The 14,406-nt window shown below is 66.2% G+C and carries 16 protein-coding genes; 11 read left to right on the top strand and 5 right to left on the bottom strand.

Annotated features, from left to right (window positions below):
* Positions 1–114: 114 nt before the first annotated feature.
* Entirely contained in the window at positions 115–627 is a 513-nt protein-coding gene (locus GGR46_RS25810; protein ID WP_183995318.1) for a (2Fe-2S)-binding protein, read from the bottom strand.
* A gap of 77 nt (positions 628–704) precedes the next feature.
* Between GGR46_RS25810 and GGR46_RS05625 the strand changes: the two genes are divergently transcribed.
* Positions 705–1,505, top strand: coding sequence for a DODA-type extradiol aromatic ring-opening family dioxygenase (locus tag GGR46_RS05625; RefSeq protein ID WP_183995320.1), 801 nt, complete (start codon positions 705–707; stop codon positions 1,503–1,505).
* On the opposite strand, the gene GGR46_RS05630 is transcribed toward GGR46_RS05625, so the two are convergent.
* The 3 genes from GGR46_RS05630 to GGR46_RS05640 all read right to left on the bottom strand — a co-directional run bounded on the left by GGR46_RS05630 (position 1,506) and on the right by GGR46_RS05640 (position 2,831).
* Entirely contained in the window at positions 1,506–1,781 is a 276-nt protein-coding gene (locus GGR46_RS05630) for a type II toxin-antitoxin system RelE/ParE family toxin (protein WP_183995322.1), read from the bottom strand.
* The gene (locus GGR46_RS05635) at positions 1,778–2,002 is read right to left on the bottom strand and encodes a hypothetical protein (RefSeq protein WP_183995324.1); all 225 of its coding nucleotides are present in this window, start codon (positions 2,000–2,002) and stop codon (positions 1,778–1,780) included. The genes GGR46_RS05630 and GGR46_RS05635 overlap by 4 nt, the downstream gene beginning before the upstream one ends.
* Before the next feature lie 70 nt (positions 2,003–2,072).
* A complete protein-coding gene (locus tag GGR46_RS05640; RefSeq protein ID WP_183995327.1) occupies positions 2,073–2,831 on the bottom strand; it encodes a class II aldolase/adducin family protein in 759 nt (252 codons plus the stop codon).
* Between the two features lie 128 nt (positions 2,832–2,959).
* Here GGR46_RS05640 and GGR46_RS05645 point away from each other — a divergent pair, with 128 nt between their 5' ends.
* A complete protein-coding gene (locus GGR46_RS05645) occupies positions 2,960–3,886 on the top strand; it encodes a DUF3829 domain-containing protein (RefSeq protein ID WP_183995329.1) in 927 nt (308 codons plus the stop codon).
* Here GGR46_RS05645 and GGR46_RS05650 read toward each other — a convergent pair.
* Positions 3,879–5,279 carry a helix-turn-helix domain-containing protein gene (locus GGR46_RS05650; protein WP_183995332.1) on the bottom strand — a complete coding sequence of 467 codons (1,401 nt, stop codon included), beginning with the start codon at positions 5,277–5,279 and terminating at the stop codon, positions 3,879–3,881. The two genes, GGR46_RS05645 and GGR46_RS05650, sit on opposite strands and share 8 nt — an antisense overlap.
* A 103-nt stretch (positions 5,280–5,382) precedes the next feature.
* Here GGR46_RS05650 and GGR46_RS05655 point away from each other — a divergent pair, with 103 nt between their 5' ends.
* The 9 genes from GGR46_RS05655 to GGR46_RS05695 all read left to right on the top strand — a co-directional run bounded on the left by GGR46_RS05655 (position 5,383) and on the right by GGR46_RS05695 (position 14,298).
* Positions 5,383–6,909, top strand: a complete 1,527-nt coding sequence (locus GGR46_RS05655) for an acyl-CoA carboxylase subunit beta (RefSeq protein WP_183995334.1) — start codon at positions 5,383–5,385, stop codon at positions 6,907–6,909.
* A complete protein-coding gene (locus GGR46_RS05660) occupies positions 6,890–7,180 on the top strand; it encodes a hypothetical protein (protein WP_183995336.1) in 291 nt (96 codons plus the stop codon). The genes GGR46_RS05655 and GGR46_RS05660 overlap by 20 nt, the downstream gene beginning before the upstream one ends.
* Positions 7,177–7,593: a methylmalonyl-CoA epimerase gene (mce, locus tag GGR46_RS05665; RefSeq protein WP_183995338.1), complete on the top strand. Its 417-nt coding sequence runs from the start codon at positions 7,177–7,179 to the stop codon at positions 7,591–7,593. The genes GGR46_RS05660 and mce overlap by 4 nt, the downstream gene beginning before the upstream one ends.
* Entirely contained in the window at positions 7,583–9,730 is a 2,148-nt protein-coding gene (gene scpA, locus GGR46_RS05670; RefSeq protein WP_183995339.1) for a methylmalonyl-CoA mutase, read from the top strand. Before mce ends, scpA begins: the two co-directional genes overlap by 11 nt.
* The gene (locus GGR46_RS05675; protein ID WP_183995341.1) at positions 9,727–10,074 is read left to right on the top strand and encodes a hypothetical protein; all 348 of its coding nucleotides are present in this window, start codon (positions 9,727–9,729) and stop codon (positions 10,072–10,074) included. Before scpA ends, GGR46_RS05675 begins: the two co-directional genes overlap by 4 nt.
* The gene (gene bioB, locus GGR46_RS05680; RefSeq protein WP_183995343.1) at positions 10,071–11,063 is read left to right on the top strand and encodes a biotin synthase BioB; all 993 of its coding nucleotides are present in this window, start codon (positions 10,071–10,073) and stop codon (positions 11,061–11,063) included. Before GGR46_RS05675 ends, bioB begins: the two co-directional genes overlap by 4 nt.
* Positions 11,060–11,287, top strand: coding sequence for a hypothetical protein (locus GGR46_RS05685; protein ID WP_183995345.1), 228 nt, complete (start codon positions 11,060–11,062; stop codon positions 11,285–11,287). The genes bioB and GGR46_RS05685 overlap by 4 nt, the downstream gene beginning before the upstream one ends.
* On the top strand, positions 11,287–13,305 hold the full coding sequence (locus GGR46_RS05690) for an acetyl-CoA carboxylase biotin carboxylase subunit (RefSeq protein ID WP_183995347.1): 2,019 nt from the start codon (positions 11,287–11,289) through the stop codon (positions 13,303–13,305). The genes GGR46_RS05685 and GGR46_RS05690 overlap by 1 nt, the downstream gene beginning before the upstream one ends.
* Before the next feature lie 318 nt (positions 13,306–13,623).
* Positions 13,624–14,298 (top strand): hypothetical protein, encoded by a 675-nt coding sequence (locus GGR46_RS05695; protein WP_183995349.1) that lies wholly within the window; start codon positions 13,624–13,626, stop codon positions 14,296–14,298.
* Positions 14,299–14,406: the final 108 nt, after the last annotated feature.

Raw genomic sequence — 14,406 nt, forward strand, 5'->3', positions numbered from 1 at the left:
GTCTCCGCTGGGACCGGCACACGCGCCGGGCTTCGAGGGTAGCACCTCTCTAAAACCCGGCGGCTGACATGACTCTGAATTCATCTGTCAGCCAATTGAAAGCATCTGAAGCACTTAGGGTTCCGACTGGGCCGGCGTCGGCGCGTCCTGGCCCGGTTCCGGCGCGGGCGCGTCGCCACGGGCAATGCGGGCGGCGTTCTGGACCGCCTCGATCAGCCGCGGATAGATGCCGCAGCGGCAGAGATTGGGGATCGCATCCTTGATGTCCGCCTCGCTGGGATTGCGATTGGCGCGGAGCAGCACCGATGCGGCCATCACCACGCCGGGGATGCAATAGCCGCATTGCGGCACGTTCGCGGCGATGAAGGCCTGTTGCACCGGGTGGCTGCGATCCTTGGACAGCCCCTCGATCGTGGTGACGAAAGTGCCCTCGAGCGCGCCGATCGTCTCCTGGCAGGCGAGGCGGGCGGTGCCGTCGACGTCCACGGTGCAGGCGCCGCAATCGCCGGTACCGCAGCCATATTTGGTGCCGGTGAGGTTGGAGGCGTCGCGCAGGGCCCAGAGCAGAGGCGTGCGCGGATCCATCTTGTACGCGACCGGCTGGTTGTTGACGGTGAAGCGAGTCATGCGCCGGGTGTAGCGGGAAACGCGGCGTTTCCGAAACCGGCATTGTGCCGGGGCGCTCCGGGCGCGACATCAGTCGCATGACACTTCCCACGCTCTTCATCCCGCATGGCGGTGGCCCGTGCTTCTTCATGGACCCCAACGGCGGCCCGGCCGATCCGATGTGGCGGCCGATGCAGGCCTATCTGGCAGGACTGATCGACTCGCTGCCGGAGAAGCCGAAGGCGATCCTGATGGTCTCAGGCCATTGGGAGGAGGACCAGGTCACCGTCCATGCCGGCAACGGCCAGCCGCTGCTGTTCGACTATCATGGCTTCCCCGAGCACACCTATCGCCTGCGCTGGGATGCCCCTGGCTCGCCCGAAGTCGCCGCGCGGGTGAAGGCGCTGCTCGAGGACGCCGGCTTCCCTGTGGGCGAGGAGCGCGAGCGCGGCTGGGACCACGGGGTGTTCATCCCGATGATGGTCGCGGTGCCGGGCGCCGACATCCCGCTCGTCCAGCTCTCGCTGCGCAAGGACCTGAACCCCGCCGACCATATCGCGCTGGGCAGGGCGCTGGCGCCGCTGCGTGACGAGGGCGTGCTGATCGTGGGCAGCGGCATGAGCTTCCACAACCTCCGCGCCCGCGGGCCGCAGGTGACGCCGGTGGCCAACGAATGGGACGACGCGCTCACCGCTGCGGTGACCGACGCGGATCCTGTGCGCAGGGCTCGGCGGGTCGCCGCCTGGGACCAGTTGCCCCATGCCCATTTTGCTCATCCGCGCGAGGAGCATCTGCTGCCGCTGATGGTCGCGCTCGGCGCGGGCGGCGAGGGGCCGGCGGTGCGCGACTACCGCGACCATGTGATGGGGTGGACGGTCTCGGGCTACCGGTTCGGGTGACTAGAGTTCGCGATCCTGATAGCGAAAGATCCCGAGGATCAGGATATAATTTGCCTGGACCGAATACGCGACCTTGAAATGGTATCTGCGTGTCACGAGCCGGCGAAACGGACGATCTTGCACGGGCACGCCGATGCGCGGGAAGTGGGTGAGTTGATCGATGGAACGGTGGATATCGGCGAGGATATTGGCCAACGCCTCTGGCGCCACTTCCTCATAGTAAGCGATGATCGAACGCAGATCGGCGGCGGCCTCTGCACGGAAGAGCAGCCTCATTCAGAGAAGGGCTTGCCGAACAACTCGGCGATTTCCGCGGGATCGGCAAATGACGGCTTGGGTTCGGCCACCCGACGATCGAGTTCGGTCATTTCGCCTTCGGTGAATGCGTACCGCTCGGAATAGGCCTCCATCAGCGCAGCCAGCGCCGCCTCGACGGATTGCAGACGGTCTGCGGGCAGCCCCTTGGCGAACGAAACGAAGGAGTCGAGTATCGTCATGGGGGCGTTATAGCACAGGAAGGGTTGGCCAGAAGGCTCCCCAGCGCAGGGCCGGGGAGGTTCAGGGTGGCTACTCCCGCCAGCTCTTGTCCGTGCGGTCCACCAGCCGGACCATCGCGGCGAAGTCGGCGGCGCCCGGGCCGCCGGGGACCTGGGCCATGTAGAGGTCGCGCTGGTGCACCGCCACGACTTCGTCGGATACCACAAGCGGCTCGCCCATCGAGGCGGTGGCGATCTGGATCTCGCAGGCGCGCTGGAGCGACCAGTGCTTGATGAACGCCTCGGGCAGGGTGCGGCCCATCACCAGGATGCCGTGGTTCCTGAGCAGCATCACCCGCTTGTCGCCGAGATGCGCGAGCAGCCGCTCGCCTTCCTCGTCGCGCACCGTCACGCCCTCGAAGTCGTGATAGGCGATCTGGCCGGCGAAGTTGCAGGCGTAGAAGTTGGTCGGGCGCAGGCCGCCTTCGACGCTGGCGACCGCCATGCCCGCCGTGGTGTGGGTGTGCGCGATGCAGTGCGCGTCGGGCAGGTGGCGGTGGAACAGCGCGTGCTGGACGAAGCCGGCGCGGTTCACCGGATAGGGTGAGTCGTCGAGCTTGTTGCCGTCGATGTCGATCTTGACCAGGTTCGACGCCTTCACCTCGCTGAAGTGCAGCCCGAACGGGTTGATCAGGAACGCGCCTTCCTCGCCAGGCACCTTCAGCGTGATGTGGTTGTAGATCATCTCGGACCAGCCGAGCATGTCGAACACCCGGTAGCAGGCGGCGAGCTGCTGGCGCGCCTCCCACTCGGCTTCGGTCATGGTCTTGGTTGCCAGCGCGGTGGCCATTTTACCTCTCCCAAGGCTTTTTCGTAATCACGGTATGCCACGAGCAAAGGGGCCGCGGCAACTCTCTGCGGGATCGAATGCGGGCGCAGTGCGTTTCGCCGGCGCAACGGTTGAGGGGTGTTTTCCGCATGCTGAAGTTGAAGATACGCCAGGGTGTCGTCCTGGCGGGATTGTTCGCGCTGGCCGCCTGTGGCGGCGCAGGCTCGGGTGGCGGCAACGGATCAACGGCGGTGGCGACTTCGCCCGACGCCACGGCCAAGATCAGCGCCTATACCGAGGCGTATAACGGGCTGATCGACACGTTCGGCCTGCCGCGCACGGCGGAGGACTATCGGAAGGAAAATATTGCCAGCCGCTCGCCGAGCGACGACATCTCGATCAGCCAGGGCTGGATCGAAACCGCGCAGGGCAAGCTGAAGACGGCGCGCGCGCTGCCCGGCGCGCTCGGCGCGCTCGATGTCAAGGCCGAGGCGCTGGAAACTGCGCTGACCAATCTGCTGGCCCGGCTTGGGCCGCTCTACAGCTACTACAACACCAAGGCCTATCGTGCGGACGCACTCAAGCGCGGCAAGGAAGAGGACGCGGCGATGACCGCCGAGTTCGATGCGGCGCTGAAGGCAATGGAAGATTTCAACACCGCGCTGGTCCAGCAGCGTCGTGCCGGCGCCGATGCCGAGCTCGCGAAGCTCAAGTCGGCCGGCGATACGGTCGGCTACAACAACAAGCTGGCGATGCAGCAGGCCGAGGAGCTGGTCAGCCTGTTCAACAAGCCCGAGGATCTGAAGGATGCAGCGATCTTTGCGAAGGGCGACGTGATCGCCGGTTCGCTTGAGAAGCTGCTCGCCGAGCAGCAAAAGGCGATTGCGGAGGCCAAGTCAAAGGCGACCGAGCCGGTCCAGAAGAGCCAGTTAGGCGTATACGGCCTGGTCGGCGATATGCTGGGCACGATGATCGGCCAGTATCGCCAGCTCAAGCAGTCGCATTCGGGCAACGACATGAACTCGATGGTGGACAGCTACAATCGCGTCGTCGGCATGGCGAACGACATCAATTGAAGCCGTACGGCACCACGCTGCGCCGGTCCGGATCGATCGCGATCGCCGATGCCGCGGGCGGGAAGGCGCGCTGGTCGCAGTCCACCCGCGGGCAGATGCGGCAGCTCGCGCCGATCGGCGTGGCCGCACCGCCGGGGCGCAGATCGTCGGCATAGACGAAATCGGCTGCGTGCAGCTCCTCGCAACCCAGCGCCACCGCATAGCGGCGCGAGGGGCGGGCATAGCTGCCCGAGGGCTTCACCAATCCCTTGGCCATCGAGACATAGCGCGTGCCGTCGGGCATCTCGGCATGCTGGACGAGGATGCGATCGGGGATCGCCACTGCCTCGTGCACCACCCAGAGCGGGCAGGCGCCGCCCAGTGCCGCGAATTGCAGGCGCGTGGCCGAGTGGCGCTTGGTGATGTTGCCCGCCATGTCGACCCGGCAGAAGAAGAAGGGCAGGCCGGCGGCGCCCGGGCGCTGGAGGGTGGAGAGGCGGTGGCAGGCCTGCTCGAAGCTCACCCCGAAGCGCTGGCGCAGGCGATCGATGTCGTGGCGGACGTCGCGGGCGGTGTCCTTGAACGGCGTATAGGGCATCAGCAGCGCACCCGCGGCATAGTTGGCGAGGCCGATGCTGAGCAGTTCGCGCGCCGCGGGAGAGGCGAGGCCGGACTGCTCGACCACCTCGCGCATCTCGTTCTCGAACTCGTAGCGGACCAGCCGATGGGCGAGCAGGAAGGCGCGGCTCTCGGGCGGCAGCGCGCTGTTGACCGCGAGGGTGCGGTCGCGCGGATCGAAGCGGCTGAGCTGGCTGCCATCGCCCTCCTCGCCGGTGACGCGGATGCCGTGCCAGCGCAGGCGGTCTTCCAGGCCGCGCGTGGGGCGATCGGGATCGAGATCGGCGGAGAGCGTCTCGGCCGAACGGTCGATCACGTCGATATAGTTGCCCTCGGCCTGGAACCAGTCGCGCACCTCTTCCCAGGGGAGCGGGGCGGTGCCGGTCGAGCCGCTGTCGAACCGGTCGTCGAGGACGCGGAGCTGTTCCTGGCTGCGGCGCCAGGCTTCGTGCAGCGCGACCATCCGGCGGGCAAGCAAAGGCTGCTGCTCGAGGCCGCGGCGGACATCGGCCTCGTCGAGCCGCCCGGCGGGGACGCTGGCATCGGTGGCGGCGTCGATCGTGCGGAGCAGCGAGGTGCTGGCCTCGGCATCGCCGAATGCCTCGAGCGGGAACTCGCGGGACAGCGCGACGAGGACGATGTCGGTGATCGGGCGGTCGTTGTTCTCGATCTGCGAGAGGTAGGAGACCGAGATGCCGAGCCGGGCCGCCATCGCCGCCTGGCTGATTCCGGCGCGCCGGCGCAGCTCGCGCAGGCGGAAGCCTTCGAAGACGCGGCGGCGGGGGGCGTTGCTCATGCGCGCAGTATATCTGCAAACCTGCACGCTGCAACTTTGCAACATTGCATTTGCGAAGGACGCATGTCCCGATGCAGAGGCAGCCAATTCCAAGGGGAACCGCATGTCGTCGACGATCGAGGAACTGGAACGCCGTCGCGCCGCCGCCCGTGTGGGCGGGGGGCAGAAGCGGATCGACGCGCAGCACGCCAAGGGCAAGCTCACCGCAAGGGAGCGCGTCGAGGTGCTGCTCGACCAGGGATCGTTCGAAGAGCTCGACATGTATGTCGAGCACAACTGCGTCGACTTCGGCATGCAGGACCAGATCGTCCCCGGTGACGGCGTCGTCACCGGATCGGGCACGATCAACGGCCGCCTTGTCTTCGTGTTCAGCCAGGACTTCACCGTGTTCGGCGGTAGCTTGAGCGAGCGCCACGCGCAGAAGATCTGCAAGATCATGGACATGGCGATGAAGGTCGGTGCGCCCGTGATCGGCCTCAACGACAGCGGCGGCGCGCGCATCCAGGAGGGTGTCGCGTCGCTCGGCGGCTATGCCGAGGTGTTCCAGCGCAACGTATTGGCGAGCGGCGTGGTGCCCCAGCTCAGCCTGATCATGGGCCCCTGCGCAGGCGGGGCCGTCTATTCTCCCGCGATGACCGACTTCATCTTCATGGTGAAGGATTCATCGTACATGTTCGTCACCGGCCCAGATGTAGTGAAGACCGTTACCAACGAGATCGTCACGCAGGAGGAACTGGGCGGAGCTGTGACGCATACCACGAAGTCGGGGGTCGCTGACGTGGCCTTCGATAACGATATCGAGGCGCTGCTCGCGGCCCGCGACTTCGTGGACTTCCTTCCCGCCTCGAACCGCGAGGCTGTCCCGGAACGCCCGAGCGACGATCCCTGGGATCGCCTTGAGCCCAGCCTCGACACCCTGATCCCGCCGAGCGCGAACCAGCCGTACGACATGCACGAGCTGATCCGGAAGACGCTCGACGAGGGCGAGTTCTTCGAGCTGCAGCCGAGCCATGCCGGCAACATCCTGATCGGCTTCGGCCGGATCGAGGGGCGCACCGTGGGCGTGGTCGCCAACCAGCCGATGGTGCTGGCCGGGTGCCTGGACATCAACAGCTCCAAGAAGGCGGCGCGGTTCGTGCGCTTCTGCGATGCGTTCGAGATTCCGATCGTCACCTTTGTCGATGTGCCGGGCTTCCTGCCGGGTGTCGGCCAGGAGCATTCGGGCATCATCAAGCACGGCGCGAAGCTGCTCTTCGCCTATGCCGAGGCGACCGTGCCCAAGATCACCGTGATCACCCGCAAGGCCTATGGCGGCGCCTATGACGTGATGGCTTCCAAGCATCTGCGCGGCGACCTCAACTATGCCTGGCCGACCGCCGAGATCGCGGTGATGGGCGCCAAGGGCGCGGTGGAGATCATCTTCCGGGGCAAGACGCCGGAAGAGATCGCCGAGCGGACTGCCGAATATGAGGCACGCTTCGCCAATCCGTTCGTTGCGGCTGCGAAGGGTTTCGTGGACGAGGTGATCATGCCGCACTCCACCCGCCGCCGCATCGCCTTGGGGCTTCGGAAGCTGCGCAACAAGCAGCTCGAGAACCCTTGGAAGAAGCATGACAATATTCCGCTCTAGTCTGGTCGATCCGGAGCTGCTGACTTTTCAGTACGTCTCCGCGAACGATCCGGACACCATCGGCGTCGAGGTCGCGCTAGGTGGTAAGGTATTGATCGACATGTCGATAGACCAGCATGGGCGGACAAGCGTCCTGTTCGATACAGATGGTGGGCAATTCGAGTTCGATCTTACCCAGCTTCGGGGCCTGCTCGATAAATGCGATGCTGAACTTGCAGCCTGGCGCGAGCGGTTGATGGAGCCGGGCCGGATTTGGGAGCCTTCTGCATGAAACTCGGTCGCCTCAACCATGTCGGCGTCGCGACGCCCTCCATCGAAGCGTCGATCGCCTTTTACCGCGAGGTGATGGGCGCGGAGGTGATCCGCGAGCCGTTCGACCTGCCGGCGCAGGGCGTGAAGGTGTGCTTCGTCGATACGCCGAACAGCCAGATCGAACTGATCGAGCCGCTGGGCGAGGCCTCGCCGATCCATGGCTTCCTGGCGAAGAACCCGGCCGGCGGGCAGCATCACCTCTGCTATGAGGTGCCGGACATCCACGAGGCCAAGGCCTGGTTCGAGGCCAAGGGCGCCAAGGTGCTCGGCGAGCCGCGCATCGGCGCGCACGGCACGCCGATCTTCTTCGTCCACCCGAAGGACATGGGCGGGGTGCTGACCGAAATCATGGAGACGCCCCATGACCACTAAGGGCGTGGCGAGCACTGAGGACTGGAAGGCGCTGGCCGATAAGGAGGTCAAGGGCAAGAACCTGACGTGGCACACGCCCGAGGGCATCGAGGTCAAGCCGCTCTATACCGCCGAGGACGTGGCGGACATCGACCCCGGCCTGCCGGGCTTCGCGCCGTTCACCCGCGGCGTGCGCGCGTCGATGTATGCCGGGCGGCCCTGGACCATCCGACAGTACGCCGGCTTCTCGACTGCCGAGGCCTCCAACGCCTTCTACCGACGCAACCTCGCTGCCGGGCAGAAGGGACTGAGCGTCGCCTTCGACCTCGCCACCCACCGCGGCTATGACAGCGACCATCCGCGCGTCACCGGCGATGTCGGCAAGGCGGGCGTGGCGATCGACAGCGTCGAGGACATGAAGATCCTGTTCGACGGCATCCCGCTCGACAAGATGTCGGTCAGCATGACGATGAACGGCGCGGTGATCCCCGTGCTCGCCTTCTTCATCGTCGCGGGCGAGGAGCAGGGCGTCGACAAGAGCCTGCTCGACGGGACCATCCAGAACGACATCCTCAAGGAGTTCATGGTCCGCAACACCTATATCTACCCGCCCGAACCGAGCATGCGGATCATCTCGGACATCTTCGCATATACCAGCGCGAACATGCCGAAATTCAACAGTATTTCTATCTCCGGCTATCATATGCAGGAGGCTGGCGCGACGCAGGTGCAGGAGCTTGCCTTCACCATCGCCGACGGCATGGAATATGTGAAATACGGCGTCGCCAGCGGGCTGGACATCGACAAGTTCGCCGGGCGGCTGAGCTTCTTCTTCGCGATCGGCATGAACTTCTTCATGGAGGTGTCGAAGCTGCGCGCCGCCCGCGTGCTCTGGCACCGGGTGATGACGAAGCTGGGCGCGCAGGACGAGCGCTCCAAGATGCTGCGCACCCACTGCCAGACTTCGGGCGTGTCGCTGACCGAGCAGGACCCGTACAACAACGTCATCCGCACCACGATCGAGGCGATGGCCGCGATGCTCGGCGGCACCCAGAGCCTGCACACCAACGCGCTCGACGAAGCGATCGCGTTGCCGACGGATTTCTCGGCTCGCATCGCGCGCAACACCCAGCTGGTCATCCAGGAGGAGACCGGCATGTGCAATGTCGTCGATCCGCTGGGCGGCAGCTACTATATCGAGAGCCTGACCCAGGAGCTGGTCGACAAGGCCTGGGAGATCATCGAGCGGGTCGATGCCGAGGGCGGCATGGCAAAGGCCGTGGCGGCGGGCTGGCCCAAGGCGATGATCGAGCAGGCGGCGGCGGCGACCGCGGCGCGGATCGATCGCGGCGAGCAGGTGATCGTCGGCGTCAACAAGTACCGCAAGGCAGAGGAAGAGCCGATCGACATCCTCGATGTCGACAACCACGCCGTACGCGAGGCGCAGATCGCGCGGATCAAGCGGGTAAAGGCAAGCCGCGACGAGGCGGCGTGCCAGGCGGCGCTGTTCGCGCTGCAGGACGGCGCGCGGGGCGGCGACAACCTGCTCGCGCTGGCAGTCGAGGCAGCGCGTGCGCGTGCGACGCTGGGCGAGATCAGCGCGGCGATGGAAGCGGGCTTCGGCCGCTACGCCACCAAGCCGACCCCGGTGCAGGGCATCTATGGCGGCGCCTATCAGGACGACGTCGTGTGGGAGCGGCTCAAGGACGGGGTGACCGCCACCGAACGCCGGCTTGGCCGCAAGCCGCGCATGCTCGTCGCCAAGATGGGGCAGGACGGGCATGACCGCGGCGCCAACCTGGTCTCCTCGGCGTTCGGCGACCTCGGCTTCGATGTGGTGCCGGGACCCTTGTTCCAGACCCCGCAGGAAGCCGCCGCGTTGGCGATCGAGAGCGATGTCGACGTGGTCGGCGCCTCGAGCCTCGCTGCCGGCCACAAGACGCTGATCCCGGAGCTGATCCGGGAACTGCAGGCAGCGGGCAGGGCGGACATCAAGGTGATCGCCGGCGGCGTGATACCGGCACAGGACTATGAGTTCCTGCGCGAGGCGGGCGTGCAGGCGATCTTCGGGCCGGGCACCAACCTTGTCAAAGCTGCCGAAGAAGTGCTGAGACTCCTCGGGCACAACATGCCGCCCGTGGAGGAAGCAGCCGAATGACGGAAATTGACGAGGAAGTGGTGGCGGTGGAGACCGGCGACGCAACGCTGCTCTACGACTATTTCAAGCATCTCACTTCGCTCTGCATCGTGTCGCTGGGCGGCGTTCTCGCGCTGTTGCCCAATGCCAAGGGCTTTCCCCCCGGGTTGATCGCCGCCGTGCTCGTCGTGCTCAGCGGCGCGGCGCTGCTGTCCTTCAGCGGCGCTGCCGAGATCGTGCGCACGCGGTTCAAGGGGCTTCCCCTGGGCAAGGGCGTCGATTTCTACCGCATCACGGCCCCCATGCTGCTCGCCGTCGGAGTCGGCATGTTCGTCTATCTCTTTACCTGGACCCTGAAAGCATGACCCGTACCGACTGGACCCGCGACGAGATCGCCGCGCTGTTCGACCTGCCGTTCACCGAGCTCGTGTTCCGCGCCGCCGAAGTGCACCGGGCCAACCACACGCCGAACGAGGTGCAGCTCTCCACGCTGCTCTCGATCAAGACGGGCGGTTGCCCGGAGGATTGCGGCTATTGCAGCCAGTCGGTCTCGGCCGAGACGGGCCTGAAGGCGACCAAGCTGATGGACGTGCGCCAGGTGCTGCAGGCCGCGGCGCAGGCCAAGGACCATGGCTCGTCGCGCTTTTGCATGGGCGCCGCCTGGCGCAATCCCAAGGATCGCGACATGCCCGCCATCGTCGAGATGGTGCAGGGCGTCCGCGCGATGGGAATGGAAACCTGCATGACGCTGGGCATGCTCAGCGAGAAGCAGGCGCAGATGCTCGCCGATGCCGGGCTCGACTATTACAACCACAATATCGACACGTCCCCTCAACGCTATGCCGAGGTGATCACTACCCGGACGTTCGAGGAGCGGCTCGATACGCTCGAACATGTCCGTGAGGCGGGGATCAATGTGTGCTGCGGCGGCATCGTCGGCATGGGCGAGACGCGGCCGGACCGCGTCGGCTTCATCCATGCGCTGGCCACCCTGCCGGTGCATCCGGGCAGCGTGCCGGTGAATGCGCTGGTGCCGATCAAGGGCACGGTGCTCGGCAACATGCTGGCCGACACGCCGCTCGCCCAGATCGACGACATCGAGTTCGTCCGCACGATCGCGGTGGCGCGGATCACGATGCCGGAGAGCATGGTCCGCCTCTCCGCCGGGCGCGAGAGCATGAGCGACGCGACCCAGGCGCTGTGCTTCATGGCGGGCGCCAACTCGATCTTCACCGGCGACAAGCTGCTGACCGCGGGCAATGCCGGCGACGACAAGGACGCGGCGCTGTTCGCGCGGCTGGGCGTGAAGCCGATGCAGGCGGAAGTGAAGGTGGAGCTGGAGGCGGCGGAGTGAAGCTTGGCCGTGCGCTTCTGGTGACGATCGGCCTGGCCGTCGCGTGGGCAGTGCTCACCGTGGCGATATGGTTCGCGACCGGCTTTGGCAGCACGGCTTTCTTCGCGCGGATGGATCATCCGATCCACCAGTGGTTCAGTACGTTCACGATGGTCCTGGGATGGGTGAGCCTCGGCTCGTACCTGCTCGTCACCGGCCTCATTCTTCGGAAGATGCTACGCTGATGTTCAAGAAGATCCTGGTCGCCAATCGTGGCGAGATCGCGTGCCGCGTGATGCGCACCGCCAAGAAGATGGGTATCGCCACCGTGGCGGTCTATTCGGACGCTGACGCCCGTGCGCCGCATGTGCTGATGGCGGACGAGGCGGTGCGGCTCGGGCCGGCGCCGGCGGCGGAGAGCTATCTCAAGGCCGAGCTGATCCTGCTCGCCGCCAAGGAGACCGGGGCGGATTGCATCCATCCGGGTTATGGCTTCCTCTCCGAGCGCGAGAGCTTCGCCAAGTCCTGTGCGGAGGCCGGGATCGCTTTCGTCGGTCCGCCCCCCGGCGCGATCGCGGCGATGGGCGACAAGATCGAGTCCAAGAAGCTCGCCAAGCAGGCGGGCGTGAACGTGGTCCCCGGCTATGTCGGCGAGATCGACGATACCGAGCATGCCGTGCGGATCGCAGGCGAGATCGGCTATCCGGTGATGATGAAGGCCTCGGCCGGCGGCGGCGGCAAGGGCATGCGCCTCGCCTATGGCGAAACCGACGTCCGCGAAGGCTTCGAGGCGACCAAGCGCGAGGGGCTGGCGAGCTTCGGCGACGACCGCGTGTTCATCGAGAAATTCATCGAGCAGCCGCGCCACATCGAGATCCAGGTGCTGGGCGACCAGCATGGCAACATCGTCTATCTGGGCGAGCGCGAATGCTCGATCCAGCGCCGTCACCAGAAGGTGGTCGAGGAGGCGCCGTCGCCGTTCGTTTCCCCTGAGATGCGCAAGGCGATGGGCGAGCAGGCGGTCGCGCTGGCGCGGGCGGTGGGCTATTTCAGCGCGGGCACGGTCGAGCTGATCGTCTCGGGCGCCGACGAGACCGGCGCGGGCTTCTACTTCCTCGAGATGAACACCCGCCTGCAGGTGGAGCATCCGGTGACCGAGGCGGTCACGGGCCTCGACCTGGTAGAGCAGATGATCCGCGTGGCGGCGGGCGAGAAGCTGGCGTTCGGCCAGGACGACATCAAGCTGACCGGCTGGGCGATCGAGAACCGGGTCTATGCCGAGGACCCCTATCGCGGCTTCCTGCCGAGCACGGGGCGTCTGGTGCGCTACCGTCCGCCGGCGAGCGAGGAGACGCCCTATGGCGCTCCCGGGACCCGCGGCGACCATGGCTATGTCCGGGTCGATGACGGCGTGACCGAGGGCAGCGAGATCTCGATGTTCTACGATCCGATGATCGCCAAGCTGATCACCTGGGGCGAGACGCGCGACGAGGCGGCGGACCAGCAGGTGGCGGCGCTCGATCGGTTCCGGATCGACGGCATCGGCCACAATATCGATTTTCTCTCGGCGCTGATGCAGCATCCGCGTTTCCGTTCGGGCGAGATCACCACCGGGTTCATCGCCGAGGAATATCCTGAGGGGTTCCATGGTGCTCCGGCCTCGGAGGTTCTCAAGCGCAAGCTGGCGGCGCTGGCGGCGGTCATCGACATCGAGCGCGCCGAACGGGCTGCTGGGACGTCCGGGCAGCTCAATGGACCAGTCGCTGTCGGCGACGAACGCGTGGTGCTGATCGATGGCGAGCGGTTTGCGGTCGTAGTCGATGAAGAAGTCACGGTCGATGGTCAGCCGATCGAGATCGACGGCGAATGGCAGGCGGACAATCTGATCCTCACTGCCGTGGTCGATGGTGCGCCGCTCAGCGTCGGCGTCGCGCGCAAGGGCGCGACCTGGAAGCTCACGGCGCACGGTGCCTCGCACCTCGTCGAAGTCTATCCGCCGCATGTCGCGCAGTTCCGGCACCATATGATCGAGAAGGTGCCGCCCGACATGAGCAAGTTCCTGCTCGCGCCGATGCCTGGCCTGCTCACCCGGCTTCATGTCGGCCCCGGCGACAAGGTCGAGGCCGGCCAGCCGCTTGCCGTGGTCGAGGCGATGAAGATGGAGAACATCCTGCGCGCCGAGCGGGCCGGGGTGGTCAAGGCCGCCAATTTCGGTGCGGGCGACAGCCTCGCCGTGGACGCGGCGATCCTCGAATTCGAATGAGGGGCGGGCGGCGCCGCGCGGGATCAACTACGCGGCACCGCCCTGTCTCCGCCCGGGGCGCGAAGGCTCCGCCGGGCCGGCGGGGTCCTTGCCTGCCCGGTGGTTTGCACAGCCTTCGTACAGGCGTTCGACACGGGCCTGATGCTGGCGGGCCGATTTTCCGGCGACGTCGCTGCGACAAAGGCGTCATCTTTTGCGACCGGGCGGACGGGAATGGGCGGGGCTGCCAATTCCGGTGCGGGCGAGAGCCTGGAATTCGAATGAAGCGGCGGGGCGGGGCGCTTGACGGTTCCGTCGGCAGATGATGGAACGAGCCTCGTGAGCGAACTTCCTTCCCCGCCCGATCATCCCGCCCAGACTCAAGCCGAGGAAAGGGCCGAGGCGCGTGCCGCCGAATCCGCGGCGATCCGGCGCCGGTGGATTACCCTGGGCGAAGTGCTGGCGGTGATCGCCGTCGTCATTTCGGCGCTCACCTTGTGGAACAATTGGAGCGAGCGGAGTGACAGCAGGGCTGCGCAGAGCGCCGACGCCCGGCGTGCCTCGACGCGCGCGGCCACGCTGGTTCTTGTCGTCGCGGACGCTGGCAAGCGCACTCTGGTCCTGAAGACCGCTTCGGCGGAGCAATCCGTCCAGAGCCAGACCCTGCTCTTCCCGGCCGCACTAGGCGCAGCATCCGCGCAGACCACCGGCGAACCGCGGATCGAAATTTCCTGGTTCGAGCATGCCCTCGAAAAGGCGCGGGAAGCCGCACATCTTCCCGACAATAGCCGGGGGGACGAGCGGCTGCCGGTCGTCATCGTCACGCGCTTCCTGGTCGATGGCGAGCCGCACGAGGATGTCGCGCTATACGATGTCGGCTATACGATATCCGGCCGCCTGCTGGGTGGGCACAGCGTGGCGCTGCGGGGGCTCTCCTTCGTCTCCAAGGTGAAGAAGGACGATGCGCAGGCGAAGCTGGATGGCCGCTGGAAGGCGCTGTTTCCCAAGGCCTGACGCGGCCTCGGCTCTACAGGTACGATATCGGGAAGCGCCGCTGCTGCAGACGGTGGATCGTCGCAGGCGAGATTTCGCCGCGTCCGCGCTTCGTTCCAGCAAGATGAT

This window comes from Sphingomonas kyeonggiensis (assembly GCF_014196745.1).
Classification (GTDB): domain Bacteria; phylum Pseudomonadota; class Alphaproteobacteria; order Sphingomonadales; family Sphingomonadaceae; genus Sphingomonas; species Sphingomonas kyeonggiensis.

Excerpts from the sequence above, each read along its gene's own strand:
- GGR46_RS05630 (WP_183995322.1), bottom strand. The coding sequence starts at position 1,781 with ATGAGGCTGCTCTTCCGTGCAGAGGCCGCCGCCGATCTGCGTTCGATC.
- GGR46_RS05655 (WP_183995334.1), top strand. The coding sequence starts at position 5,383 with ATGTCGTCGACGATCGAGGAACTGGAACGCCGTCGCGCCGCCGCCCGT.
- bioB (WP_183995343.1), top strand. The coding sequence starts at position 10,071 with ATGACCCGTACCGACTGGACCCGCGACGAGATCGCCGCGCTGTTCGAC.
- mce (WP_183995338.1), top strand. The coding sequence starts at position 7,177 with ATGAAACTCGGTCGCCTCAACCATGTCGGCGTCGCGACGCCCTCCATC.
- GGR46_RS25810 (WP_183995318.1), bottom strand. The coding sequence starts at position 627 with ATGACTCGCTTCACCGTCAACAACCAGCCGGTCGCGTACAAGATGGAT.
- GGR46_RS05640 (WP_183995327.1), bottom strand. The coding sequence starts at position 2,831 with ATGGCCACCGCGCTGGCAACCAAGACCATGACCGAAGCCGAGTGGGAG.
- GGR46_RS05650 (WP_183995332.1), bottom strand. The coding sequence starts at position 5,279 with ATGAGCAACGCCCCCCGCCGCCGCGTCTTCGAAGGCTTCCGCCTGCGC.
- GGR46_RS05635 (WP_183995324.1), bottom strand. The coding sequence starts at position 2,002 with ATGACGATACTCGACTCCTTCGTTTCGTTCGCCAAGGGGCTGCCCGCA.
- GGR46_RS05660 (WP_183995336.1), top strand. The coding sequence starts at position 6,890 with ATGACAATATTCCGCTCTAGTCTGGTCGATCCGGAGCTGCTGACTTTT.
- scpA (WP_183995339.1), top strand. The coding sequence starts at position 7,583 with ATGACCACTAAGGGCGTGGCGAGCACTGAGGACTGGAAGGCGCTGGCC.
- GGR46_RS05645 (WP_183995329.1), top strand. The coding sequence starts at position 2,960 with ATGCTGAAGTTGAAGATACGCCAGGGTGTCGTCCTGGCGGGATTGTTC.
- GGR46_RS05625 (WP_183995320.1), top strand. The coding sequence starts at position 705 with ATGACACTTCCCACGCTCTTCATCCCGCATGGCGGTGGCCCGTGCTTC.
- GGR46_RS05690 (WP_183995347.1), top strand. The coding sequence starts at position 11,287 with ATGTTCAAGAAGATCCTGGTCGCCAATCGTGGCGAGATCGCGTGCCGC.
- GGR46_RS05675 (WP_183995341.1), top strand. The coding sequence starts at position 9,727 with ATGACGGAAATTGACGAGGAAGTGGTGGCGGTGGAGACCGGCGACGCA.